This window comes from Pseudomonas sp. AB6 (assembly GCF_034314105.1).
Classification (GTDB): Bacteria; Pseudomonadota; Gammaproteobacteria; order Pseudomonadales; family Pseudomonadaceae; genus Aquipseudomonas.
Genome location: NZ_JAVIWJ010000001.1, coordinates 2,620,809 through 2,645,012, shown reverse-complemented (window position 1 = coordinate 2,645,012; position 24,204 = coordinate 2,620,809). Strand labels below are relative to the sequence as shown.

The window sequence follows — 24,204 nt, the reverse complement described above, 5'->3', positions numbered from 1 at the left end:
GGCTAATTCAAAGGCCTGACTCTTAAAAGGCATAACTATGCGCACAGGAATGGTGGCGCTCGCGCTGGGACTTCTAGCTGTTCGTTTTTTACCGGTACTACCGCCGACGTGGTTGTTGTGCTTGATGCCGGTCATTGCGCTGACGCTGTTACCTTTTCGTACTTATCCACTGGCGTTTTTTCTGTTTGGTTTCAGTTGGGCGTGTATCTCTGCTCAGTCTGCACTCAATGATCGGTTACCCATTCACCTCGATGGCCAAACGTTATGGCTGCAAGGCAAGGTGGTGGGGCTGCCGCAGCAATCGGTCAGTGGCGTGGTGAGGTTTCAATTGAACGGGGCGCAATCACGGCGCAGTGAGTTGCCGCAACGCATGCGGCTGTCATGGTACGGCGGGCCGCCGGTGCGCAGCGGTGAATACTGGCGCTTGGCGGTTAAGCTCAAGCGTCCGGCGGGGTTGGTCAATCCTGATTCGTTCGACTATGAAGCCTGGCTTCTTACGCAGCGTATTGGCGCGACGGGCTCGGTAGCCGACGGTCAACGCATCGCCCCCGCGACTTCAGCTTGGCGCGATGCGCTGCGTCAGCGCGTACTGGCCGTCGATGCCCAGGGTCGAGAAGGGGGGCTAGCAGCCTTGGTATTAGGCGACGACTCCGGGTTGAGCACCGTCGATTGGCAAGTCTTACAAGACACCGGTACCGTCCATTTGCTGGTGATCTCGGGTCAGCATATCGGCTTGTTGGCCGGGTTAATCTACGCGCTGGTTGCCGGGTTGGCTCGTTGGGGATTGTGGCCGCGTCGTCTGCCCTGGCTGCCTTGGGCCTGTGGGTTGGCGTTTGCTGCAGCGCTCGGGTATGGCTTGCTCGCCGGTTTCGAGGTTCCGGTGCGCCGCGCCTGCACGATGATCGGTATGGTATTACTTTGGCGGTTGCGCTTTCGCCACTTGGGCGTGGGATGGCCGTTGCTGTTGTCGCTTAACGCAGTGTTGTTGTTCGAACCACTGGTCAGTCTGCAGCCAGGCTTTTGGTTGTCGTTTGCAGCCGTGGGGATATTGATTCTAGTGTTCAGCGGTCGTTTGGGCGCATGGAGCTGGTTGCAGAGTTGGACCCGCGCACAATGGCTGATCGCGATTGGATTGCTGCCAGTGTTATTGGCGTTGAACCTTCCGGTGAGCCTCAGTGGGCCTCTGGCCAATTTATTCGCGGTGCCATGGATCAGTGTCGTGGTGTTGCCGCTGGCATTGCTCGGCACGCTGTTGTTGCCGATACCTGCGATGGGTGAAGGCCTGTTGTGGCTGGCAGGCGGGCTGTTAGAGTGGCTGTTTCAAGGTCTGGCGCTGGTCAGCGGATGGTGGCCGGCCTGGACAAGCAGCGCCGTACCTTGGTGGGCGTGGTGGTTAAGCCTGTTGGGGGGCATTTTATTGTTGCTGCCCAGCGGCATGCCGCTACGTCTGTTGGGCTGGCCGTTGTTGCTGATGTGCGTGTTTCCTCCGCTAAAGGCGGTGCCGCACGGCGAGGTCGAGGTGTTGCAACTGGATGTAGGACAAGGGCTGGCGGTGTTACTACGCACGCGTGGACACACGCTGTTATTCGATGCAGGTCCACGCTTCGGGGATTTTGATATCGGCCAGCGGGTAGTGTTGCCCGCCATACGCAAGACCGGAGTTCGCCATCTGGACGTTATGCTACTTAGCCATGCCCACGCCGATCACACCGGCGGCGCCATGGCGGTCTACGAGGGTTTGCCCGTTGCTCGTGTGCTCAGCGGTGAAGCGAGCGAACTATCTGCGGCGTTGAATGCGCAATTTTGCGAAAGCGGTGCGCACTGGGAATGGGACGGCGTGCAGTTCACAACCTGGCGGTGGGAGGCGGCGACAGAAAGTAACCCCGCGTCCTGTGTGTTGATGGTTGACGCGAATGGCGAGCGCTTGCTGCTGACCGGCGATATCGATGCCGCCGCCGAGCGCGTGCTGATCGATAGCGATTTTGATCTTCGCGCGCGCTGGTTACAGGCACCCCACCACGGTAGCCGAAGCTCTTCCTCGATGGTATTTCTCAAGGCCGTCAAACCGGAGGGTGTGTTGATATCGAGGGGTCGCAATAACGCCTTTGGACATCCGCACCCTCGGGTCATGGCGCGTTTTGATGCGTTGTCGATACAGCCTTATGACAGTGCGGACCGTGGCGCCATTTATCTGCAATTGGGGCGATACAATCAGCCGCAGGCGGAACGCGGCCGGCGGCGTTTCTGGCGAGATTGAGCGGTGTGCTTACTCATCGCAGGGTTCGGTGTGCGGGCGGCCCTATGTTAGAGTGGCGCCACTTTTTCAGGGGGTCGCTACTGTGTGGGAACTGGTCAAATCAGGCGGTTGGATGATGCTGCCGATCATTCTGAGTTCCATCGTGGCTGTCGCGATCATTATCGAGCGGCTCTGGACCTTGCGTGCCAGCCGCATAACCCCGCCACACCTGCTTGGTCAAGTCTGGCGCTGGATCAAAGACAAGCAACTTAGCAAAGAAAAACTCCGGGAGCTGCGCGCTGACTCACCGCTGGGGGAAATTCTCGCGGCCGGTTTGGCCAACTCGCGCCACGGTCGCGAGATTATGAAAGAGTGCATCGAAGAGGCCGCTGCACGGGTCATTCATGACCTCGAACGCTATTTGAGCGCTTTGGGTACTATTGCGGCCATGGCGCCGTTGCTTGGTCTGCTGGGCACAGTGCTTGGGATGATCGATATATTTGGCTCGTTCATGAACTCAGGCATGACCACCAATGCTGCGATTCTCGCAGGCGGTATTTCCAAAGCATTGATCTGCACCGCTTCGGGCCTGATGGTCGGGATCCCGGCGATTTTCTTTCATCGTTTCCTGCAAAGCCGGGTCGACGAACTGGTTGTGGGCATGGAGCAGGAAGCGATCAAGTTGGTGGAGGTGGTGCAAGGCGACCGTGATGTCGATTTGGCTGAGGGCAAGAAAAAGTGAAATTTCGTCGCCGCCGGCCGCGGGAGAACATCGACATCAACCTGGTTTCATTGATAGATGTGGTGTTCATTCTGCTGTTGTTCTTTGTTGTGACGACCACTTTCACGCGGGAAACCCAATTACGGGTAGAACTGCCGCAAGCGGTGACCGGTACCCCGGAGGAGAACTCCGAACTCAAGCATCTGGACATTGCGATCAGTGCCGACGGCATTTATTCGTTGAATAACCAGCTACTGCCGAAAAATGATTTGCCGTCATTGATCGAAGCGCTACAAAAGGAATCGTCAGGCAACACCACGTTGCCGCTGTCGATCAGTGCCGACGGCAAAACCCCTCATCAAGCTGTGATCACGGCCATGGATGCGGCGGGCAAGCTGGGTTTCAGCCACCTGCGCATGACCACGGTCGAGGCGCCAACGGTGAACTGATGGCCCTGACCGATCGTTTACTCGACGCCTGGTACCACGGCCATCCTGCGCTCAGGTTGCTGCGCCCGCTGGAATGGCTTTATCGGCGGACGGTGAACGGCAAGCGTGCGCGATTCCTCGCCGGTGAGGGTGCCATTTACCGGGCACCGGTTCCGGTGCTGGTGGTGGGTAATATCACGGTGGGTGGCACCGGCAAAACGCCGATGATTCTCTGGATGATCGAACACTGTCGGCGTCGTGGTCTGCGCGTGGGGGTGGTCAGCCGGGGTTACGGAGCCAAACCGCCGAGTTTGCCGTGGCGCGTAACAGCCGATCAAAGCCCGCAAGAAGCCGGTGATGAACCCCTGCTGATCGTGCAGCGCAGCGGTGCACCTTTGATGATCGATCCTGATCGCGGCAGTGCGGTGCGCGCATTGCTCGCTTGCGAACCGCTTGACCTGATTTTATCCGACGACGGCTTGCAGCATTACCGCTTGGCCCGGGACCTGGAGTTGGTACTGATTGATGCGGCTCGCGGTTTGGGTAATCGACGCTGTCTTCCTGCCGGTCCGTTGCGTGAGCCCGTGGAGCGCCTTGATAGTATTGACGCGCTGCTTTACAACGGCGCCACCGACGACCGTAAAGACGGATTTGGCTTTGTGCTCAAGCCCACTACGCTGATCAATCTGCGCAGTGGCCAGCGGCAATCGTTGGACCATTTTCCTGCTGGGCAAGCGCTGCACGCAGTGGCTGGCATCGGCAACCCGCAACGTTTCTTCAACACCCTCGAAGGGCTACACTGGCGCCCGGTGCCTCACGCGTTTGCTGACCATGCGGTCTACAGCGCCAAAGCGTTGAGCTTTACGCCGGCACTGCCGCTGATCATGACCGAGAAGGATGCCGTGAAATGCCGGGCTTTCGCCGCCGATGATTGGTGGTACCTGGCGGTGGATGCCGAACCATCGGCAGCGTTCATTGACTGGTTCGACGCGCAATTGCAGCGCCTTTTACCCCCTTTGCCATAACTGCATCTCAGGACTTCTTATGGACACCAAATTGCTCGACATCCTCGCTTGCCCAATCTGCAAAGGACCGCTCAAGCTCAGCGCTGACAAAACCGAGCTGATCAGCAAAGGTGCTGGCCTGGCTTATCCGATTCGTGATGGCATTCCAGTAATGCTGGAAAGCGAAGCGCGGACCTTAACCACCGATGAGCGTTTGGAAAAATGACGGTTGTGTTCACTGTGGTCATCCCGGCACGTTACGGCTCGAGCCGTTTTCCCGGTAAACCATTAAAGCTGATTGCTGGCAAACCGATGATCCAGCACGTTTGGGAGCAGGCGTTAAAAAGTAGTGCCGATCACGTCGTGATTGCGACCGACGATACGCGCATCGTCGACGCTTGCCGGGTGTTCGGTGCCGAAGTTTTGCTGACCCGTGACGACCATAATTCTGGCACTGACCGATTGGCAGAAGTTGCCGCTCAATTAGGCTTGGCAGCCGATGCCATTGTGGTCAATGTGCAGGGCGATGAACCGATGATCCCGCCTGCAGTGATTGATCAGGTGGCGGCCAATCTGGCGGCACATCCAGAGGCGCGGATGTCGACCTTGGCTGAAGCCCTCAATGACATAGGAGCCTTGTTTAATCCCAACGTGGTCAAAGTCGTGGCTGATATCAACGGATTGGCACTGACCTTTAGTCGCGCACCCTTGCCGTGGGCGCGTGACGCCTTGGCCAATGACCGAGATCAGTTGCCAGCGGGCGTGCCTTATCGCAGACACATAGGAATCTACGCTTATCGTGCTGGCTTCTTGCACGATTTCGTCAGCTGGGGACCGTGCTGGCTGGAGGACACCGAAAATCTGGAGCAATTGCGTGCGTTATGGCATGGGGTGCGGATTCACGTTGCCGATGCACTTGAAGCGCCGCCAGCCGGTGTCGACACCGCTGAAGACCTTGAGCGCGTGCGCCGCTTGCTGGAGATCTGATGACGTTACAAGTGCGGGCCGGGGTTTCTCTCAAACCGTTCAATACCCTCGGTGTGGAGGTACACGCCAAGGTGTTTGCTGAAGCCCATGACGACGACGAAATTCGTCAGGCGCTGGCATATTCGGCTGAGCACGCGCTGCCACTTTTGGTGATCGGTGGCGGCAGTAATGTGCTGCTTACCGCAGATGTTCAGGCACTTGTTCTGCGCCTGGTCACTCGCGGAATTCGGATTCTCAGAGACGAGGGTGAGCGGGTCATTATTGAAGCCGAGGCCGGTGAAGGCTGGCATGCATTTGTAATGTCTACGCTTGAGCAAGGTTTGTCCGGTCTGGAAAACCTTAGCTTGATCCCTGGCACTGTCGGCGCTGCGCCGATGCAAAACATTGGTGCCTACGGGGTCGAAATTAAGGACGTTTTCCACAGCCTGACTGCGCTGGACCGACAGTCCGGCGAGTTGCGTGACTTCACCCTCAACGATTGCGCCTTCGCATACCGCGACAGCGTGTTCAAGCACAACCCGGATCGTTGGCTGATTTTGCGCGTGCGGTTCGTTCTTAGCCGTGCCGCACATTTGCACCTTGAGTACGGACCGGTGCGCCAGCGCCTTGACGAACACGGTATCAGCCAGCCGACCCCCAAGGATGTCAGCTTGGCAATTTGCGCGATTCGTCGTGAAAAACTTCCGGACCCCGCCGTGCTAGGTAATGCCGGCAGTTTCTTCAAAAATCCGTTGGTGGCGGCTTCGTTGGCCGCCGACTTGAAGCGCGAACATCCCGGGCTGGTCGGTTATCCACAGGCTGACGGTCAGGTGAAACTGGCGGCAGGCTGGTTGATCGAGGAGGCTGGGTGGAAGGGTTTTCGCGATGGCGACGCGGGTGTGCATCGCTTGCAATCGTTGGTGTTGGTCAACTATGGCGCTGCCACCGGCCTGCAGTTGCTGGACCTCGCGCAACGTATCCAAACTGACATTGCTCGGCGCTACAACGTAAAACTCGACATGGAGCCAAACCTTTATTGAGATTGGTCTGACTTTTTCGGTTTATTCTGCTGTCTCACGTGTTCGTATACCTTGCAATCAAAACAGGCGAACCTGTGATGGATAGCGTTGATTTGAATGTCTTGCGCAGTGTGCTTGACTGGCGCCGCGCCGGTCAGCGCGTGGTTTTATACAGCGTGGTACAAACCTGGGGCAGCGCCCCTCGGCCGCCTGGCGCGATGTTGGCGCTGCGCGAAGACGGCATGGTGATTGGTTCGGTATCCGGTGGTTGCATTGAGGACGACCTGATTTCGCGTTTGCAGGACGGTCGTCTGCAGGCCAGCGACGAGGTGCAACTGGTGACGTATGGCGTGACCCTTGAGGAAGCTGCGCGTTTCGGTTTGCCGTGCGGTGGCACCCTGCGCCTGACCCAAGAATGGGTCAGGGATGAGCAGTGGGTTGCTGATTTGCTGCAGCGTTGCGAAGACCACCAAATCGTGGCCCGAGAGCTGGATTTGAAGTCCGGTGCAGTGACTTTGCATCCAGCCAATCGGACCGATCAAGTCAGTTTTGATGGGCAAACGCTGCGCACTATTTATGGTCCACGTTGGCGATTACTACTGATCGGCGCCGGGCAGCTGTCGCGTTATGTGACTGAAATGGCTCATCTGTTGGATTTCGAAGTGTTGATCTGTGATCCGCGCAAAGAATTTGCTTACGGTTGGGAAGACCAAAAAGCGCGGTTCGTGCCTGGAATGCCAGACGACGCGGTGCTGACCATCGAAACCGATGAACGCACGGCCATCGTCGCGTTAACCCATGATCCGCGTCTGGACGACATGGCGCTGCTAACGGCGCTCAGTTCCAAGGCGTTTTATATCGGCGCCTTAGGGTCGCGGATCAACAGCCAGAAGCGTCGGAAAAATCTGGCGCAACTGGGTTTAAGTGCGCAGTCCATCCAGCGCTTGCACGGGCCGATTGGTCTGCATATTGGTAGCCACACCCCCGCAGAAATTGCACTGTCGCTAATGGCCGAGATCGTGACGATCAAAAACGGCATCGCGCTGAAGCAGAAAAAGCCGCTGATCGCCGAGATTGAGCATTGAGTGCGTCATTATGTGCGGTGGTACTTGCCGCAGGGCAGGGCAGCCGCTATCGGGCGATTGCGGGTGCCGATAAGGACAAGCTATTAGCGCCTTGCCTCGGACACGACGGGGTAGTGCGGCCGGTACTTGAACAGGTGCTGATTAATCTTCAGTTGGCGATGGGTGCTGAGGATAAGAGAGTGTTGCTGACCCGGCCTGATCGCCTTGAAGTCATTGAACTCGGGAGACGTTACGGCTGCGAGATTGAGTTGCTGGATTCCCCCGGAATGGGTGAAAGCATCGCCGCAGCCGTTTCGGCTTGGCCTGACCATCGTGGTTGGTTGGTGGTGTTGGGCGATATGCCGTTTATCCTGCCTGAAACCCTGACTCGGCTGATTGACTCCGTAGAAGATGGAATGATCAGTGTGCCCGTCAACGACAACGCGTTCGGCCATCCTGTGGCGTTCGGTAAACGGTTTTGCATGGCGTTAATGGCCTTGTCCGGAGAGCGGGGTGCCAAGTGTTTGTTTCAAGCTGGGCTAATGCGGGAAATAGCGGTTGATGATCCGGGGGTGCTTTGGGACGTCGATACGCCACCGGCGTTGGCGTTTAACCCCTAAATATCTGTAAGAGTACCCCGGCGTCTCCGGGACTGCGCTGTCGCGCAGCAAACGGGGCATGAGCTCACTTTCATCTCGGTGAGATTGAAACTGTTCGCGAAGCTGACGGGCTAAGCCTGATCCACGACAGCGTTAAAAAATGTCGAGAACAAGTTGGCTCCCACAGTATCTTTCTCGTCAAATTGTAGCCCACACCATTCTTCACCCCGCGTGCTGGATCATTACACGCACCTCGCCGGCAGGTGGCCGATCGGCGAAGACATGCCGTTCGCCACCAACTGCGTTACGGCCAATAGTGAGGCCAAGGACCAATTCGAGATGCCAATGGCCAACGTTAATTATCGTCACCCTGACGATTCGGCAAGCCGAATATATTCTGAATCTTTAACGGCCCAAAGAATCTGACCGTATAAGTGGAAACGAGTTATCACATTTAATCGAAGTCTGGGTGAGGACTTAGTTACCGCGAGCGCTTAAAAATGGAGTCAGTTAGCGAATAACCAAGGGCGTGCAGCCCGCTGTACGTCTTTCCAAACTAACGATCAAAGGTAAATTTTCATGAAAAAATTATCTGTATTCGTATTGTCCATGTGCGTGGGGTTGGGTGCTGTTGGCAGCGCCTCCGCGGCCGATACCACCATCGGCAATCCCATGAGCAAAAGCACCATGTCCAAGGACGTGATGAAGAAAAACAGCATCAGCCAAAACAGCGCTGCCCAAGACAATTTGAATGACGATCCAGCGAAACAAGCTGCCCCGACCAAAGACGACATGAACATGTCAAAAAAAGGTGCCATGAAAAAAGGCACCATGAGCAATGACAACATGTCTAAAGGCGCCATGAAGAAAGGCACCATGAGCAAGGACCCGGCCAAGGCCCCGATGTCGCAGTAACAGCTCTTTGCTTCACTCTTTGAACAAACCAGCTCTTACAGAGTTCATCCCTCTGTAGGAGCCAAATTTTTGGTGAGGTGGTAAACCTCCCGGGAACTGAGTCGTCTTGCAAAGTGTTGCGGGTTTGTTCTGCGGCGCGGCTGCAAGTGCATACCACAGTCGCCGACCTATCGCGTAAGGTCGAGAGGGCGTTGGGCAAGCCCGCTCGACCAAAAGCGATTTCTGGATAAGCGGTAGAGGTCGTTGAATTTCGCGCTCATGACATGCGCTAGCCGCCTTGCTGTCGGAAAACTTTTGTCAATGATTGTGGCGGAACCGGCGCCTGAATAGCATTTCGCAGTTATCACAGACCCATAGTCCTGCTGAGCACAGTGCTCAGGCCGGTAGAGGATAGAAAAATCGTCCAATTTTTTTGGGGTCACATTACACATTAGGTGGGCACCATCGCCTTTGCCTTCGGGATCAGGAGATATGTTGGCCGGACGGTTACGTTGACAGGACTTGTGCGTGGATTTTCGAGACATAAAAAAGCCCCCGTGTGCTTGCGCAAACGGGGGCGTTTCGTCAGCGGGGATTAAGCGAGCGGTTTAGGCTCTTTGCTTTCTTCCAATGCTTCTGGGTGATGCCGCACTACTTCTTCAGCTGAGCGAAGATTTTCATCAATCACCGGTGCTGGGGTTTCGGTGGAAGTGTGTTGGGTGCTTGCGAAATGCTGGGTCGGCTCGACTTCAGCAATTGGAGCGGGTTCAACAGTGGCAACAACCTGGGGAGCGTTGGCAGCTGCTTCTTCAGCTTCTTTCTGCAGGCGCGCGGCCTCAAGCTTGCGACGACGCACTTCACGAGGATCGTTCGGTGCGCGGCCTGTGCTGCTGGTCGTAACAGTCGGTGCCTCAATCGCTGTATCAACTGCTTGTGGCAGTTCGTTTTGCGCAGCAATTGCAACCGGAGCAGGCTGTTCAACCGGTACTTCTGCGACTACCGGGGTAGCAGGAGCTTGAGTCGGCACTTGCGCAGAGTCAGTGGCCGCAACCTCTTCGTGCGCCGCAGGCTTGTTGAATGCGGCAACTTGCTCGCCAATAGGCGTGCTGAACAGCTCGGATTGAGCGGCGACAGCGGGGTGTTGCACAGCAGCAACTTCTTCACGTGGCGTGTACTGGACTTCAACGTTTGGGGTTGCTTCGACGTGCGGTGCAGTTTGAGCCACTGGCGCTTCAACGACGGGGGCTTCAAACACTGGTTCCTGAGCGACTGGCGCCTCGACAACCTGTGCTTCTACCACTGGCGCTTTGTACGCTTCGACCGCAGCGGTGGCACGTTCAGCTTGGCGATGTGCATCGGCTTCGGCTGGCGCGCTGATCACGCTGCTGGCAACGGCGGCGGTAACGGCCAGACCGGCGGCTAGATCAGAGGTGCTTGGCTCTGCGTGGGTTTCGTCTTCCGACTCGGAGCCTTCCGACTCAGAACCTTCGATCACGTTACCGTTGGCATCACGTTGACGCTCGCGACGGTTGCTGCGACGACGTTGACCACGCGAACGACGACGAGGGCGATCGCCTTCGGCGCCATCCTGATTGTCATCCTGCAATTCTTCGTTGGTCAGTACTTCGTCTTCTTCGTCTTCAGCGACCGCTACGGCAGGCTGCTCAACGCGAGGTTGACGCTCTTCACGCGGTGCACGAGGCTCGCGCGGCTGGCGTTCTTCACGCGGTGCGCGCTCTGGACGTTCTTCGCTACGGGCTTCAGGGGCAGCAGGGGCGTCCAGTGCTTCACGCAATTCACGCACCGGGCGATCTTCGCGCGATTTGCGATCTTCACGCGGGGCACGTGGGGCGCGCTCTTCACGAGGCGCACGCGGGGCACGTTCTTCGCGAGGTGCGGCTGCAACTGCGACTTCTTCACGGGGTTCGCGCGGCGCACGATCCTCACGTGGAGCTCGTTCGGCACGCTCTTCACGCGGTTTTTCGTCACGGCGGCCGTTACGGCTGCGGCTCTGTTGGCGGCCGTTACGGCGCTCGTCGTTACGTGCGGCAGGGCGTTCAGCAGCTGGTTTTTCTACCACAACCGCCTTTGGCTCTTCTTTGACCGCAAACAGGCTGACCAAGGATTTCACCAAGCCTTTGAACAGGCTTGGCTCAGGCACGGCTAAAGACGGTGCAGCGGGGGCGGAGGCTTCGACTGGTACCGGCGCGTTGGCACGCGGCGGGGCGGTCTTGACGGCAGCTTCTTGACGAACCAGGGTGCGGGTGGCGGCAGCAGGTGGCGCAACTTCTTCCACTTCGGCAGCGGCCGCAGCAATTTCGTAACTGGACTGATTGGTGTGCGCTTCGGGGCTGTCATCACGCAGGCGCTGTACTTCGAAGTGCGGCGTTTCGAGATGGTCGTTAGGCAGAATGACAATACGAGCCCGGGTGCGGAGTTCGATCTTGGTGATCGAGTTACGCTTTTCGTTGAGCAGGAAAGCCGCAACCGGAATCGGCACTTGAGCGCGGACTTCTGCGGTACGGTCTTTCAGGGCTTCTTCTTCGATCAGGCGCAGGATGGCCAGCGATAGCGATTCCACGTCACGAATGATGCCGGTGCCGTTGCAGCGCGGGCAAACGATGCCGCTGCTTTCACCCAGCGATGGACGTAAGCGTTGACGGGACATTTCCAGTAGGCCAAAACGCGAGATGCGACCGACTTGGACGCGGGCACGGTCAGCTTCCAGGCTTTCGCGAACTTTCTCCTCCACTGCGCGCTGGTTTTTGGCGGGTGTCATGTCGATGAAGTCAATGACGATCAAGCCACCAATGTCACGCAGGCGCAGCTGGCGGGCAATTTCTTCAGCCGCTTCCAGGTTGGTTTGCAATGCGGTTTCTTCGATGTCGCTACCTTTGGTAGCGCGCGCCGAGTTGATGTCGATGGACACCAGTGCTTCGGTTGGATCGATAACGATGGAGCCGCCGGAAGGCAATTCAACCACACGCTGGAAAGCTGTTTCGATCTGGCTTTCGATCTGGAAACGGTTGAACAGCGGTACGCTGTCTTCGTAGAGCTTGATCTTGCTGGCGTACTGCGGCATCACCTGTCGGATAAACGTTAAAGCTTCTTCCTGGGCTTCAACGCTGTCGATTAGCACTTCGCCGATGTCCTGGCGCAAATAATCGCGGATGGCACGGATGATGACGTTGCTTTCCTGATAGATCAGGAACGGAGCGGAGCGATCAAGGGATGCTTCTTTAATAGCAGTCCACAGTTGCAGTAGGTAATCGAGGTCCCACTGCATCTCTTCGCTGCTGCGGCCAAGACCAGCAGTGCGCACGATCAGGCCCATGTCAGCCGGAGCGATCAAGCCGTTCAGTGCTTCACGCAGTTCGTTGCGCTCTTCGCCTTCGATGCGACGGGAAATACCGCCAGCACGCGGGTTATTTGGCATCAGCACCAAATAACGACCGGCCAGGCTGATGAACGTGGTCAGGGCTGCGCCCTTATTGCCACGCTCTTCTTTTTCGACCTGAACGATCACCTCCTGACCTTCGGTCAAGACGTCCTTGATGTTTACGCGGCCTTCAGGCGCTTTCTTGAAGTATTCACGGGAGATTTCTTTGAGGGGCAGGAAGCCATGGCGCTCAGAGCCGAAATCGACAAAGGCAGCCTCAAGGCTTGGTTCAATGCGAGTAATCCGGCCTTTATAGATATTGGCCTTCTTCTGCTCGCGCGCACCGGATTCGATGTCCAAATCATAGAGGCGTTGGCCATCTACCAGTGCGACGCGCAACTCTTCGGGTTGAGTTGCGTTAATTAGCATTCTTTTCATGTAGTACCGTCGGTTTCCGGGCTGCCGGAAACGGCGTTCGGCACACACGACTTCTCACGGTCGGTGTCAGGGTGCGTCAGGAGCGGTTGGCCACTCCAGTGTCTAGCGAGGTTCCAACCAAAGGGGTCGAAGTCGCGACGACGTATCCTGCTTGCTGTGGTGACAAAAGACACCCTGTCAGCAAAAGCTTTGTCAGGAGGAGGAATCAACCATCGGCAGTGGACGATATGAGCGTCTTAAATAAGGCCTAGTGCTACACAGTCCAATGGTTGTGCGTCTCCACCCCACACGTATCCCTGATAATTCGGGTGCTGCCGCGCGCAGAATCCGCAGCGGGTTGGCATTTACCGCAACCCTCGATAGGAAGGTCACGCGTCATGGCTTAAGGCGTTATTTCCGAAACTTTTGCTCGAATCGTCTGAAAGCGACTGCACTTTGTGAACCGGCCGTGGATATGGGCTCAGAAGGCGAGTGATAACCCTGCGATCTGGCTTGTTTCGGGCCTCATGTCACCTGCGCTTGTTACGTTTTCAGACCTTCGTTATCCAGCGAAAGCCCCGTCGGACGGCCTTGCGTCCTTTGAATTGCGATGGTCAGGGCCGGTGGTTACACCGTTAGTCCGCTGTCCGGGCCGCTTTTGGCGGCGTTCGCGACTATAGCAGTAATCATTAAGTGCTTCAAATCCATAAAAAATTGTTATGATTTGCGGCATGACAAATATTGCCCCTCCAACCTCCGGCGTCCAGCTGGTTGAGGTTGCGCCGGAACTTGCCGGTCAACGCATCGATAACTTTCTCTTCACCTACCTCAAGGGTGTGCCTAAGACCTTGATTTATCGCATTTTGCGTAAGGGTGAAGTGCGGGTGAACAAAGGTCGAATCAAACCTGAGTATAAGCTCAAGGGGGGCGATATCATTCGCGTTCCGCCGTTGCGCCTGCCTGAGCGCGATGAGCCTGTTCCGCTGGCACAAGGCCTTTTACAGCGTCTGGAAGCGGCCATCGTTTATGAGGATAAGGCGCTGATCGTGCTGAACAAGCCTGCGGGTATTGCAGTGCATGGCGGTAGTGGTCTGAATTACGGTGTGATCGAAGCCTTTCGTCAGATGCGTCCGGATGCAAAGGAGCTGGAGTTGGTGCACCGCTTGGATCGCGATACTTCGGGTCTGTTGATGATCGCCAAAAAACGTAGCATGTTGCGGCATTTGCACGAGCAACTGCGCGGTGACGGCGTTGATAAGCGCTACATGGCGCTGGTTCGCGGTAATTGGGCCGCGGCGCAAAAGCGCGTCAACGCCCCGTTGCTCAAGAGTAACTTGCGCTCCGGCGAGCGTATGGTTGAAGTCAACGAAGAGGGCAAGGAAGCACTGACGATTTTTAAGGTCCTGCGTCGCTTCGGTGACTTTGCCACCATGATTGAGGCCAAGCCTGTTACCGGTCGTACCCACCAGATTCGCGTCCACACCCTGCACGCGGGCCATTGCATCGCCGGCGACACCAAGTATGGCGATGAAGATTTCAGTCGGGAAATTCGGGATTTGGGCGGCAAACGCTTGTTCCTGCATGCCTACATGCTGACGGTGCCATTGCCGGACGGTGGCGAATTAAAACTTCAAGCGCCTGTTGATGAAATGTGGGCCAAGACCGTGGAGCGATTGAGTGCGCCCTGACTATAAACTACTGATTTTTGACTGGGATGGCACCCTTGCCGATTCCATCGGTCGTATCGTCGAGGCTATGCAAGTCGCAGCCGGTCGGTGTGATGTGCCGGTGCGTGATGACTTCGCGATCAAGGGCATCATTGGGCTGGGTTTGCCTGAGGCGATTCGTACGCTGTACCCGGATATAAGCTCGGATCAGATGTTGAATTTTCGTGGGCATTACGCCGACAGTTACTTGGCGCTTGAGGCCGAGCCATCGCCCTTGTTCGCTGATGTGGTGGATTCGCTGGCAGCATTTCGCGCCCAAGGCTATCAAATGGCCGTTGCGACGGGGAAATCCCGTCGTGGTCTGGATCGGGTCTTGAAAGCTCATGGGTGGCAGGATTATTTTGAGATCACGCGTGCCGCCGACGAATCCGCCAGCAAGCCGGATCCGCTTATGTTGCGCGAGATTCTTGAGCATTGCGGCGTCGCGTCCGATGAGGCGCTCATGGTGGGGGATTCGTCCTTCGATTTGTTGATGGCGCATAGCGCGGGTATGGATTCAGTTGCAGTGGGTTACGGAGCGCAGTCGCTGGCTTCACTACTTGAGTTCAAGCCACGTTTGGCCATCGAACGTTTTTCTGAATTGCGCAGTTGGTTAAGTGCTCCTGGCAGCGATTCTTTTTAAGGTAATTAATACATGTCAGACGAATGGAAAAGCGACAGCGCTGAAACTCCGGGCGTAAAGGGTGACGACAGAAGTTGGAGGCTACTGGAAAAAACCTTGCTCGCAGGCGTGCAGGAGCAGCGTCGTTCGCGGCGCTGGGGCATTTTTTTCAAGCTGCTGACATTTGCTTACCTGATAGGCGCGCTGGTGGTGTTTACACCTTTAATGGATTTCGGCAAAGGCGGATCGCGGGGCGACCCTCACACTGCATTGATTGAAGTGCGGGGTATGATTGCTGACAAAGAGGCTGCGAGCGCCGATAACATTGTCGGTGCGTTGCGTTCGGCATTCGACGACTCCAAAACCAAGGGTGTGATCCTGCGCATTAACAGTCCGGGTGGCAGCCCGGTCCAGGCGGGTTACATCTACGACGAGATTCGTCGCCTGCGTGCCGAGAAACCTGATATCAAGGTGTATGCGGTGATCAGTGATCTCGGGGCCTCTGGGGCTTATTACATCGCCAGTGCCGCAGACCAAATCTATGCCGATAAGGCCAGTTTAGTGGGTTCGATTGGCGTGACGGCTGCCGGTTTCGGATTTGTCGGGATCATGGATAAGTTGGGCGTTGACCGTCGGACTTACACCTCGGGTGAGCACAAGGCATTTCTTGATCCGTTCCAGCCTCCGAAGGCCGACGAGACATTGTTCTGGCAAGGCGTACTGGATACGACGCACCGTCAGTTCATCGCCAGCGTCAAACAAGGGCGCGGCGATCGTCTGAAAGACAAAGAGCACCCGGAATTGTTTTCTGGATTGGTCTGGACCGGCGAGCAAGCACTGCCGTTGGGTCTGATTGATGGCCTGGGCAATGCCAGTTACGTCGCTCGTGAAGTGATCGGCGCGAAGGACATTGTCGACTACACCGTCGAAGATTCACCGTTTGATCGGTTCTCGAAGAAGCTAGGTGTCAGCATGGCCAATCAATTGGCGATGTGGATGGGCTTCCAGGGGCCGTCGCTGCGCTAATTGAAGCCCGACCTTATGGTCGGGTTTTCTACTTCTGTAGGAGACACTCCTACAGAATGCTTACCCCTTCAATCAGCAGCATGTCGACCAAGCGAATCAGTGGCAGGCCGATCAGGCTAGTGGCGTCGCTGCCTTCGGTGCTCTGAAACAAGCCTACCCCTAACCCCTCGGCTTTGAAGCTGCCTGCGCAGTCGTAGGGTTGTTCGGCGTACAGGTAGCGTTCGAGGCTGGGTTGATCCAGCTTGCGCATGTGGACGGTAAACGCCACGCAGTCGACCTGGCAGTGTCCGGTAAGGCTGTTCAGCAGCGCCAAGCCAGTCAGGAAGGTCACGCTGTTGCCGTTCGCCGCTGATAATTGCTCCAGCGCTCGCTCGAAGGTGTGGGGCTTGCCGAGGACGTTCCCATTGAGCACTGCCACTTGGTCCGAACCGATAATTAAATGATCGGGGTGGCTGCCCGCCAAGGCTTGAGCTTTCTCGCGGGCCAGGCGCTGGACCAGATCAATGGCGGGTTCGCCAGCGTGCCGGCTTTCGTCGATGTCTGGCGAGCTGCAGGTGAACGGAAGCCGCAGGCGGGTGAGTAGTTCGCGGCGGTAGGGTGAGCTGGAGGCAAGTAGCAGGGGGAGCATTAAGTTCTCCTTGAGTGAAAGTTGATTGTAATCAGCGACTACGGATACGCACAGCGTTGAATTTCCTTTGACAGAGGGGTGCCTCATCCCTAGAATGCTGCGCCTATGTTGAATGACCCGATTCCACCTCACGTTGACCCGCGCAAATTAGCTGATCGTGGCACTACTCTTCAGGGAGAAGTACCGCTGGCTGATTTGGAGAGGCTCTGCGACCCGCTTTCCGATACCCTCGGTACGGTGCAGGCGAAGTTCGTTTTTGAGCGCGACGAGCGTAGATCTGTGGTAATTCACAGTTCAATCGACGTCGAAGTCAAAATGGTTTGCCAGCGTTGTCTTGAGCTGGTCACCCTGCCGATCCACAGTGAGTGCAGTTACGCTGTGGTGAAAGAGGGTGCGAATACCCAGTCGTTACCGAAAGGTTATGACGTGCTGGAACTGGGCGAAGATCCATTGGATCTGCTGGCATTGATCGAGGAAGAGCTTTTGCTTGCCTTGCCCATTGTGCCTGCTCATGATCCGCAAGAATGCCAGCAGCCGGCGGACAATCAAGTGTCCGAGTCGAGCGAGGACGAGGTAACGCGGTCCAACCCGTTCAGTGTATTGGCGCAGTTAAAGCGTGACCCAAACGTTTAGGAGTTAATTAATTATGGCTGTTCAGCAGAACAAAAAATCCCGCTCTGCCCGTGACATGCGTCGTTCGCACGACGCCCTTACGGCTAGCACTCTGTCTGTAGAAAAAACCACGGGTGAAATTCACCTGCGTCACCACGTATCGCCAGAAGGCGTATACCGTGGTCGCAAAGTGATCGATAAAGGCGCTGACGAGTAATTACTTGTCCGCTTCGATCATCGCGATTGACGCAATGGGTGGGGACTTCGGTCCCCGCAACATTGTGCAGGCCTGCATTGCTTGTTTGGTCGCAACACCCTCGCTGCACCTGATCCTCGTCGGTCAAGCCCCCCTTATTGAAGAATTGATTGCCCGCCATTCCGGTGTGGATCGCTCACGTCTGCGTGTTTTAAACGCTACTGAAGTGATCTCCATGGACGAACGTCCCTCTCAGGCGTTGCGCGGTAAACCCGACTCTTCAATGCGCGTTGCACTTGGATTGCTTGCCAGTGGTCAGGTCCATGCGTGTGTCAGTGCAGGAAACACGGGGGCGCTAATGGCGTTGTCGCGTTTCGTGCTCAAGACGTTGCCGGGTATTGATCGGCCGGCTATGGTCGCAGCTATTCCAACCCAGCGGGGCTATTGCCAGCTACTGGATTTGGGGGCAAACGTTGATTGCAGTGCTGAGAATCTTCATCAATTTGCAGTGATGGGGTCAGTTGCAGCTGAGGCTTTGGGTGTCACGCGGCCCAGGGTAGCTCTACTCAATATCGGTACAGAGGACATCAAAGGCAATCAGCAGGTCAAACTGGCAGCGAGTTTGTTGCATGCGTCACCGGGGTTGAATTACGTCGGTTTTGTCGAAGGCGATGGCGTCTATCGGGGCGAGGCGGATGTCGTGGTATGTGACGGTTTTGTCGGCAATATTCTGCTCAAGTCAAGCGAAGGCTTGGCGACGATGATAGGTGCGCGTATTGAAGCATTGTTCACGCAGAACGTGTTCACCAAAGTAGTGGGTGCTATGGCGCTGCCAATGCTCAAGCGATTACGGGCTGATCTTGCGCCCGCTCGCCATAACGGGGCCAGTTTTCTGGGCTTGCATGGGATAGTCGTCAAAAGTCATGGATCTGCGAGCGTGCAAGGCTTTCAAAGCGCTATTCAGCGGGCATTGATCGAAATTCAGGAAGATCTTCCTCAACGGTTAAGTGGGCGTCTAGAGGAGCTGCTCTAGACTGCTGTGTGTCACGCTCCTTGATGGCGATGTGACGCTTGCGACAGGTTATTCATCCAATTGTCCATCAATGTAGCCAAGCGTTAGTGTGCCTGGTCGATCAGGTGCATATTTTTCGACGACATATTATTAGGGGCTTGTTTAATGTCTGCATCCCTCGCGTTCGTTTTTCCGGGTCAAGGCTCGCAGTCCCTCGGCATGTTGGCCGAGTTGGGCGCGCATTACCCACTGATTCTGGACACATTTGCTGAAGCTTCCGTAGCGCTGGGCTACGACCTTTGGGCGTTGACTCAGCAAGGCCCCGAGGCGCAACTCAATCAAACAGATAAGACGCAGCCGGCAATCCTGACCGCCTCCGTGGCGCTTTGGCGCCTGTGGCTGGCTGAAAATGGCGCTCGCCCTGTGTTTGTCGCGGGGCATAGCCTCGGTGAGTACAGCGCATTGGTAGCGGCTGGCAGCTTGAGCCTGAGTGATGCAGTCAAGTTGGTGCAGCGTCGGGGCCAGCTGATGCAGGAAGCCGTGCCAGCTGGACAAGGCGGTATGGCGGCAATTTTGGGTCTGGCGGATGCGGATGTCTTGGCGGCGTGCGCCGAGTCGGCTCAAGGTGATGTGGTCAGTGCGGTGAACTTCAACTCGCCGGGCCAAGTGGTGATCGCAGGTTCTGCTGCCGCTGTTGAGCGGGCCATGGAGGCTTGCAAGGCCCGTGGCGCCAAGCGCGCGATGCCGTTGCCGGTGAGCGTGCCGTCGCACTGCGAACTGATGCGCCCGGCTGCAGAGCGCTTTGCTGAATCCATCGAAGCGATTGCCTGGCAGACGCCTCAGATCCAACTGGTGCAAAATGTCAGCGCGTCGCCTGCGATTGATCTTGCTACCCTGAAACACAATTTGCTTGAGCAGCTATACAGGCCAGTGCGCTGGGTCGAGTCCATTCAGAGCTTGGCAGCCAGCGGTGTTACCCAGTTGGTCGAATGTGGTCCCGGGAAAGTACTTGCGGGTCTGAACAAACGCTGCGCCGAAGGCGTAACGACTTACAACCTCAATACCCCAGATGCCTTCGCTGCCACTCGCGCGGCATTGGCCTGATTAGGAGAGCTTGCATGAGCCTGCAAGGTAAAGTTGCACTGGTTACCGGTGCGAGTCGTGGTATAGGACAAGCTATCGCCCTTGAATTGGGACGCAACGGAGCGACTGTAGTTGGAACCGCAACGTCTGAATCCGGCGCGGAGCGCATCAGCGCAACCTTCAAGGAAAACGGGATCGAAGGCTTTGGGCTGATGCTGGATGTGTGTAATGCCCAATCTGTAACCGCAACCCTGGCGTTGATCCAGGAACGTGTTGGCGCACCGTTGATCCTTGTCAATAACGCGGGTATCACCCGTGACAATCTGGTAATGCGGATGAAAGATGACGAGTGGCATGACGTTGTCGACACGAATCTGAATAGCCTGTTTCGGCTATCCAAGGGTGTTTTGCGCGGCATGACTAAGGCCCGTTGGGGTCGAATCATCAGTATTGGTTCAGTTGTGGGTGCCATGGGCAACGCAGGCCAAGTAAACTACGCGGCCGCGAAAGCCGGGTTGGAAGGTTTTAGTCGGGCACTGGCGCGCGAAGTCGGCTCCCGTGCAGTGACTGTGAATTCGGTTGCACCCGGTTTTATCGATACTGATATGACCCGCGAGTTGCCAGAAACGCAGCGCGAATTGTTGATCAACCAAATTCCTTTAGGGCGTTTGGGGCAGGCCCAAGAGATTGCGCACGTGGTCGCTTTTCTCGCATCTGAAGGTGCAGGCTACGTTACTGGGGCTACAATCCCGGTAAACGGTGGCATGTACATGAGCTAAATGTGACGGATCGCTTTAAAAAAATGTCATACGAGCGGTCTAAAATCCGTTATAAAGCTGCAATCTATTAATAGGCGGAAGGCGGGTGTGGTTCGAGAGGTTTCGCATTGAGCTTGAAATGCGCAAAACCTCTTCTTACACTTACCCACCGGCCAGCTGCCTGAATTTGTCCACTAGGAGTTAAAACAAGGTATGAGCACCATCGAAGAACGCGTCAAGAAAATCGTTGTTGAGCAACTGGGCGTCAAAGAAGACGAAGTGAAAAACACTTCATCTTTCGTAGACGACTTGGGTGCTGACTCCCTTGATACCGTGGAGCTGGTAATGGCTTTGGAAGAAGAGTTCGAGACCGAAATCCCTGACGAAGATGCCGAAAAAATTACCACCGTTCAAGCTGCTATCGATTACGTCAACAAGCACCAAGCGTAATAGTTTTAATTTGCGTTGTTGACTGGAAAAACCGCACTGCCATTGCTGGCGTGCGGTTTTTTCTTTAAAAATCGATCAAAAGTGTCGTCATTAGAAGAAAGGAGAGTGCTGTGTCGCGTAGACGCGTCGTAGTCACCGGTATGGGTATGCTGTCGCCATTGGGCACCGATGTGCCGAGCAGTTGGCAAGGCATTTTGGCTGGCCGTAGTGGCATTGGCCTGATCGAGCATACGGACCTTTCAGCCTTCACCACTCGTTTTGGCGGTTCGGTTAAGGATTTTAAAGTCGAGGAGTACCTCGCGGCCAAAGAGGCCCGCCGTCTCGATTTGTTCATTCAGTACGGGCTGGCTGCCAGCTTCCAGGCCGTGCGCAATTCCGGCCTTGAAGTTACTGATGAAAACCGCGACCGAATTGGCGTTGCCATGGGCGCTGGTATCGGTGGCCTGACCAATATCGAGAACAACAGCCGTTCGTTGCACGAGCAAGGCCCGGGGAAAATTTCTCCGTTTTTTGTGCCTGGCTCAATCATCAATATGATTTCTGGTTTCCTGTCGATCCACCTCGGTGCGCAGGGCCCCAACTATGCCATCGCCACGGCGTGTACCACAGGTACGCACTGCATCGGCATGGCGGCGCGCAATATCGTCTACGGTGAAGCCGACGTGATGATTGCCGGTGGCGCCGAAATGGCCGCCTGCGGTTTAGGTATGGGTGGTTTCGGCGCGTCTCGGGCTCTGTCCACGCGCAATGACGATCCTGCTCGCGCCAGCCGTCCCTGGGACAAGGGCCGTGACGGTTTCGTCCTGTCCGACGGTGCGGGTGCATTGGTACTCGAAGAGCTTGAGCACGCCAAAGCGCGGGGCGCAACAATTTATGCTGAGCTGATCGGTTTCGGCATGAGCGGCGACGCTTATCACATGACCTCACCACCGGAAGACGGGGCGGGTGCGGCACGTTGTATTGCTAATGCACTGCGTGATGCCAAGCTCAACGTTGATGAGGTGCAGTACATCAACGCCCATGGCACCTCGACTCTGGCGGGCGATCTGGCAGAAGCGTCGGCGATCAAAACAGTATTTGGAGACCATGCCTACAAACTGGCGGTCAGTTCTACCAAGTCGATGACGGGTCACTTGCTCGGCGCAGCAGGCGCCGTCGAGGCTATCTTCAGTATTTTAGCGATCAATGATCAGGTTGCACCGCCGACCATCAATCTCGATCAGCCAGACGAAGGCTGTGACCTGGATTTCGTGCCGCATGAGGCCAAGCCGATGCCAATCGACGTTGCGGTGTCCAATTCCTTTGGTTTTGGCGGCACTAACGGTTCGTTGGTCTTTCGCCGGTTCGCTGATTGATGTTGAGCTGGATCGACGGTCGGCCGGCAGACGCTCTGTCCATTACGGATCGAGGTTTGGCTTATGGTGATGGGTTATTTGAAACCATCGCCGTCAAGGCGGGACGGCCGTTATTGATCGAACGTCATCTGGCGCGATTGAAGCTGGGCTGCGACCGTTTGAAAATCGCTGCCGATCAAGCATTGATTCGCAGTGAGTTGCTGGCGTTTGCCGCTCAGTTGGGCCGCGGCGTCATGAAACTGATTGTCACCCGTGGCGATAGTCTGCGTGGTTATGCGCCCGCGCCCCTTGCTCGTCCGCGACGTATTATTCAGGGCTATCCTCCTTCGCCTTATCCTGCGGCTCATGCCGACCAGGGGGTGAGCCTGTTTGCCTGCGTCACCCGCCTGTCCGAGCAGCCGCTGTTGGCGGGGCTTAAGCACCTCAATCGACTGGAGCAAGTCCTCGCCCGCAGTGAATGGCACGACAGCGCCTTTGCCGAAGGGCTGATGTATGACACCTCGGGACGCCTCATTGAGGGTGTCTACAGCAACCTGTTTTTGATCGCTGACGACGTTCTGGTCACGGCCGATCTAAGTCGTTGCGGTGTGGCAGGAGTAATGCGCGCCGAGCTATTGGCGCAAGCACAAACCTTGGGCATCGTCACCGAGGTCCGCGACATAGGTATTCACGACCTGGAACAGGCAGACGAGGTTTTTGTGTGCAACAGCGTTTACGGCGTATGGCCCGTACGGGAGTTTGCGCAGCTGAACTGGCCGGTTGGTCCACTCACCCGTAAACTGCAGGGCATCGCCCGCGCGCTCTTGGATGTTTGATCAGTGATTCGTAAATTGTTGGTGGTGTTTGAAGGGGGCCTGCTTCTTGCGGGTTTACTCCTGGGGTTTTTTGCCTGGGAGCAGAATGTTGCCCTCAAGCAACCCTTGAATGTCACTCAGGAACAACTGCTGGACGTCACGGCAGGCTCCACGCCTACCGGAGTGCTCAATCGCCTGGAAACTGACGGCGTGATCAAGGATGCGTTTTGGTTACGCCTTTATTGGCGCTTTAACCTAGCCGGCCAGTCGTTCCACACCGGTGAATATCGTATGACGCCCGGCATGGATGCACGGGGGCTTCTAGACCTGTGGGCGCGCGGCGAAGTGGTGCAATACAGCCTGACCCTGGTCGAGGGTTGGAATTTTCGTCAGGTTCGGTCTGCACTGGCAAAACAGGTCAAGCTTGAGCAAGCGCTGGCGGGGCTGAGCGACAGTGAGTTGATGAGCAAGCTCGGGCACCCCAATGTGTTTCCCGAAGGTCGTTTCTTTCCAGACACCTATCGGTACGTGCTTGGGATGAGCGATCTGGACATGCTCAAGCAGGCGTACAACCGTCTGGACGAGGTGCTGGCCGACGAATGGGCCAGGCGCGCCGCAGATGTGCCCTACGTCGATCCGTATCAGGCCTTGATCATGGCGTCATTGGTTGAGAAAGAAACCGGCGTTCCTCAAGAACGCGGAAAAATCGCCGGTGTATTTGTCCGCCGTCTGCATATAGGCATGTTGTTGCAGACTGATCCTACGGTGATTTATGGCCTCGGCGAGCGCTACACCGGCAAGCTGACTCGTGCGTACTTGAAGGAACCAACACCGTACAACACGTATGTTATTTCCGGGTTACCACCCACGCCAATTTCGTTAGTGGGGCGTGAAGCGATCCACGCTGCGCTTAATCCGGTGGCTGGCAGCAGCCTCTATTTCGTGGCACGAGGCGACGGCAGCCACGTGTTCTCGGATGATCTGGAATCGCATAACAGCGCGGTCCGTGAGTTTCAGCTCAAAAGGCGAGCAGATTACCGCTCCAGTCCAGCCCCCGTTGTTGCTCCCGCTATCACGCCGACCATGGAATCCAGGCTTGAGCCTGCACCTGAACTAAAGCCCGAGGCTGATGCCAAGCCCGAAGCCAACTCCGAGCCCAGGCCTCAACCCGACGACGCCGCTCCGATTGCCGTACCGGTCGAAAAAGACGAGCAAAAGCCACAATGAACATGATG

General features: G+C 56.4%; 24 protein-coding genes. 22 read left to right on the top strand and 2 right to left on the bottom strand.

Annotated features, from left to right (window positions below):
- Window positions 1–37 precede the first annotated feature (37 nt).
- The 10 genes from RGW60_RS12440 to RGW60_RS12395 all read left to right on the top strand — a co-directional run bounded on the left by RGW60_RS12440 (window position 38) and on the right by RGW60_RS12395 (window position 8,952).
- Window positions 38–2,257 (top strand): DNA internalization-related competence protein ComEC/Rec2, encoded by a 2,220-nt coding sequence (locus tag RGW60_RS12440; RefSeq protein WP_322204891.1) that lies wholly within the window; start codon window positions 38–40, stop codon window positions 2,255–2,257.
- A gap of 82 nt (window positions 2,258–2,339) precedes the next feature.
- Window positions 2,340–2,978, top strand: a complete 639-nt coding sequence (locus tag RGW60_RS12435) for a MotA/TolQ/ExbB proton channel family protein (RefSeq protein WP_322204890.1) — start codon at window positions 2,340–2,342, stop codon at window positions 2,976–2,978.
- Window positions 2,975–3,406, top strand: coding sequence for a biopolymer transporter ExbD (locus RGW60_RS12430; protein ID WP_322204889.1), 432 nt, complete (start codon window positions 2,975–2,977; stop codon window positions 3,404–3,406). The genes RGW60_RS12435 and RGW60_RS12430 overlap by 4 nt, the downstream gene beginning before the upstream one ends.
- On the top strand, window positions 3,406–4,410 hold the full coding sequence (gene lpxK / locus RGW60_RS12425; RefSeq protein WP_322204888.1) for a tetraacyldisaccharide 4'-kinase: 1,005 nt from the start codon (window positions 3,406–3,408) through the stop codon (window positions 4,408–4,410). Before RGW60_RS12430 ends, lpxK begins: the two co-directional genes overlap by 1 nt.
- Before the next feature lie 19 nt (window positions 4,411–4,429).
- Window positions 4,430–4,615, top strand: coding sequence for a Trm112 family protein (locus tag RGW60_RS12420; RefSeq protein WP_322204887.1), 186 nt, complete (start codon window positions 4,430–4,432; stop codon window positions 4,613–4,615).
- On the top strand, window positions 4,612–5,376 hold the full coding sequence (kdsB, locus tag RGW60_RS12415) for a 3-deoxy-manno-octulosonate cytidylyltransferase (protein ID WP_322204886.1): 765 nt from the start codon (window positions 4,612–4,614) through the stop codon (window positions 5,374–5,376). Before RGW60_RS12420 ends, kdsB begins: the two co-directional genes overlap by 4 nt.
- On the top strand, window positions 5,376–6,395 hold the full coding sequence (murB, locus tag RGW60_RS12410) for a UDP-N-acetylmuramate dehydrogenase (protein ID WP_322204885.1): 1,020 nt from the start codon (window positions 5,376–5,378) through the stop codon (window positions 6,393–6,395). The genes kdsB and murB overlap by 1 nt, the downstream gene beginning before the upstream one ends.
- 77 nt (window positions 6,396–6,472) lie before the next feature.
- Complete coding sequence (locus RGW60_RS12405) at window positions 6,473–7,459, top strand: XdhC family protein (protein WP_322204884.1); 987 nt, start codon at window positions 6,473–6,475, stop codon at window positions 7,457–7,459.
- Entirely contained in the window at window positions 7,456–8,058 is a 603-nt protein-coding gene (locus tag RGW60_RS12400; RefSeq protein ID WP_322204883.1) for a nucleotidyltransferase family protein, read from the top strand. The genes RGW60_RS12405 and RGW60_RS12400 overlap by 4 nt, the downstream gene beginning before the upstream one ends.
- Before the next feature lie 558 nt (window positions 8,059–8,616).
- Complete coding sequence (locus RGW60_RS12395) at window positions 8,617–8,952, top strand: hypothetical protein (protein WP_322204882.1); 336 nt, start codon at window positions 8,617–8,619, stop codon at window positions 8,950–8,952.
- Between the two features lie 574 nt (window positions 8,953–9,526).
- Here RGW60_RS12395 and rne read toward each other — a convergent pair.
- Window positions 9,527–12,748, bottom strand: coding sequence for a ribonuclease E (gene rne, locus RGW60_RS12390; protein WP_322204881.1), 3,222 nt, complete (start codon window positions 12,746–12,748; stop codon window positions 9,527–9,529).
- A gap of 710 nt (window positions 12,749–13,458) precedes the next feature.
- Here rne and rluC point away from each other — a divergent pair.
- From rluC to RGW60_RS12375, 3 genes are read left to right on the top strand one after another with little or no spacing between them, the layout of a single operon-like run.
- Window positions 13,459–14,415 carry a 23S rRNA pseudouridine(955/2504/2580) synthase RluC gene (gene rluC / locus RGW60_RS12385; RefSeq protein ID WP_322204880.1) on the top strand — a complete coding sequence of 319 codons (957 nt, stop codon included), beginning with the start codon at window positions 13,459–13,461 and terminating at the stop codon, window positions 14,413–14,415.
- Complete coding sequence (locus tag RGW60_RS12380) at window positions 14,405–15,076, top strand: HAD-IA family hydrolase (RefSeq protein WP_322204879.1); 672 nt, start codon at window positions 14,405–14,407, stop codon at window positions 15,074–15,076. The genes rluC and RGW60_RS12380 overlap by 11 nt, the downstream gene beginning before the upstream one ends.
- A gap of 12 nt (window positions 15,077–15,088) precedes the next feature.
- A complete protein-coding gene (locus tag RGW60_RS12375) occupies window positions 15,089–16,081 on the top strand; it encodes a S49 family peptidase (protein WP_322204878.1) in 993 nt (330 codons plus the stop codon).
- Window positions 16,082–16,130: 49 nt separating this feature from the next.
- On the opposite strand, the gene RGW60_RS12370 is transcribed toward RGW60_RS12375, so the two are convergent.
- Window positions 16,131–16,709: a nucleoside triphosphate pyrophosphatase gene (locus RGW60_RS12370; protein WP_322204877.1), complete on the bottom strand. Its 579-nt coding sequence runs from the start codon at window positions 16,707–16,709 to the stop codon at window positions 16,131–16,133.
- Between the two features lie 105 nt (window positions 16,710–16,814).
- Between RGW60_RS12370 and RGW60_RS12365 the strand changes: the two genes are divergently transcribed.
- The 9 genes from RGW60_RS12365 to mltG all read left to right on the top strand — a co-directional run bounded on the left by RGW60_RS12365 (window position 16,815) and on the right by mltG (window position 24,196).
- Window positions 16,815–17,342, top strand: coding sequence for a YceD family protein (locus tag RGW60_RS12365; protein ID WP_322165486.1), 528 nt, complete (start codon window positions 16,815–16,817; stop codon window positions 17,340–17,342).
- Window positions 17,343–17,355: 13 nt separating this feature from the next.
- On the top strand, window positions 17,356–17,538 hold the full coding sequence (rpmF, locus tag RGW60_RS12360; RefSeq protein ID WP_008152339.1) for a 50S ribosomal protein L32: 183 nt from the start codon (window positions 17,356–17,358) through the stop codon (window positions 17,536–17,538).
- A gap of 4 nt (window positions 17,539–17,542) precedes the next feature.
- Window positions 17,543–18,550, top strand: coding sequence for a phosphate acyltransferase PlsX (gene plsX / locus RGW60_RS12355; RefSeq protein ID WP_322204876.1), 1,008 nt, complete (start codon window positions 17,543–17,545; stop codon window positions 18,548–18,550).
- Window positions 18,551–18,694: 144 nt separating this feature from the next.
- A complete protein-coding gene (gene fabD / locus RGW60_RS12350) occupies window positions 18,695–19,633 on the top strand; it encodes an ACP S-malonyltransferase (RefSeq protein ID WP_322204875.1) in 939 nt (312 codons plus the stop codon).
- A gap of 14 nt (window positions 19,634–19,647) precedes the next feature.
- A complete protein-coding gene (gene fabG, locus RGW60_RS12345) occupies window positions 19,648–20,391 on the top strand; it encodes a 3-oxoacyl-ACP reductase FabG (RefSeq protein WP_322204874.1) in 744 nt (247 codons plus the stop codon).
- A gap of 192 nt (window positions 20,392–20,583) precedes the next feature.
- The gene (gene acpP / locus RGW60_RS12340) at window positions 20,584–20,820 is read left to right on the top strand and encodes an acyl carrier protein (RefSeq protein WP_322204873.1); all 237 of its coding nucleotides are present in this window, start codon (window positions 20,584–20,586) and stop codon (window positions 20,818–20,820) included.
- A gap of 110 nt (window positions 20,821–20,930) precedes the next feature.
- Window positions 20,931–22,175: a beta-ketoacyl-ACP synthase II gene (gene fabF, locus RGW60_RS12335; RefSeq protein ID WP_322204872.1), complete on the top strand. Its 1,245-nt coding sequence runs from the start codon at window positions 20,931–20,933 to the stop codon at window positions 22,173–22,175.
- Window positions 22,175–22,990, top strand: a complete 816-nt coding sequence (gene pabC, locus RGW60_RS12330; RefSeq protein WP_322204871.1) for an aminodeoxychorismate lyase — start codon at window positions 22,175–22,177, stop codon at window positions 22,988–22,990. Before fabF ends, pabC begins: the two co-directional genes overlap by 1 nt.
- 3 nt (window positions 22,991–22,993) lie before the next feature.
- Entirely contained in the window at window positions 22,994–24,196 is a 1,203-nt protein-coding gene (gene mltG, locus RGW60_RS12325; RefSeq protein ID WP_322204870.1) for an endolytic transglycosylase MltG, read from the top strand.
- Window positions 24,197–24,204: the final 8 nt, after the last annotated feature.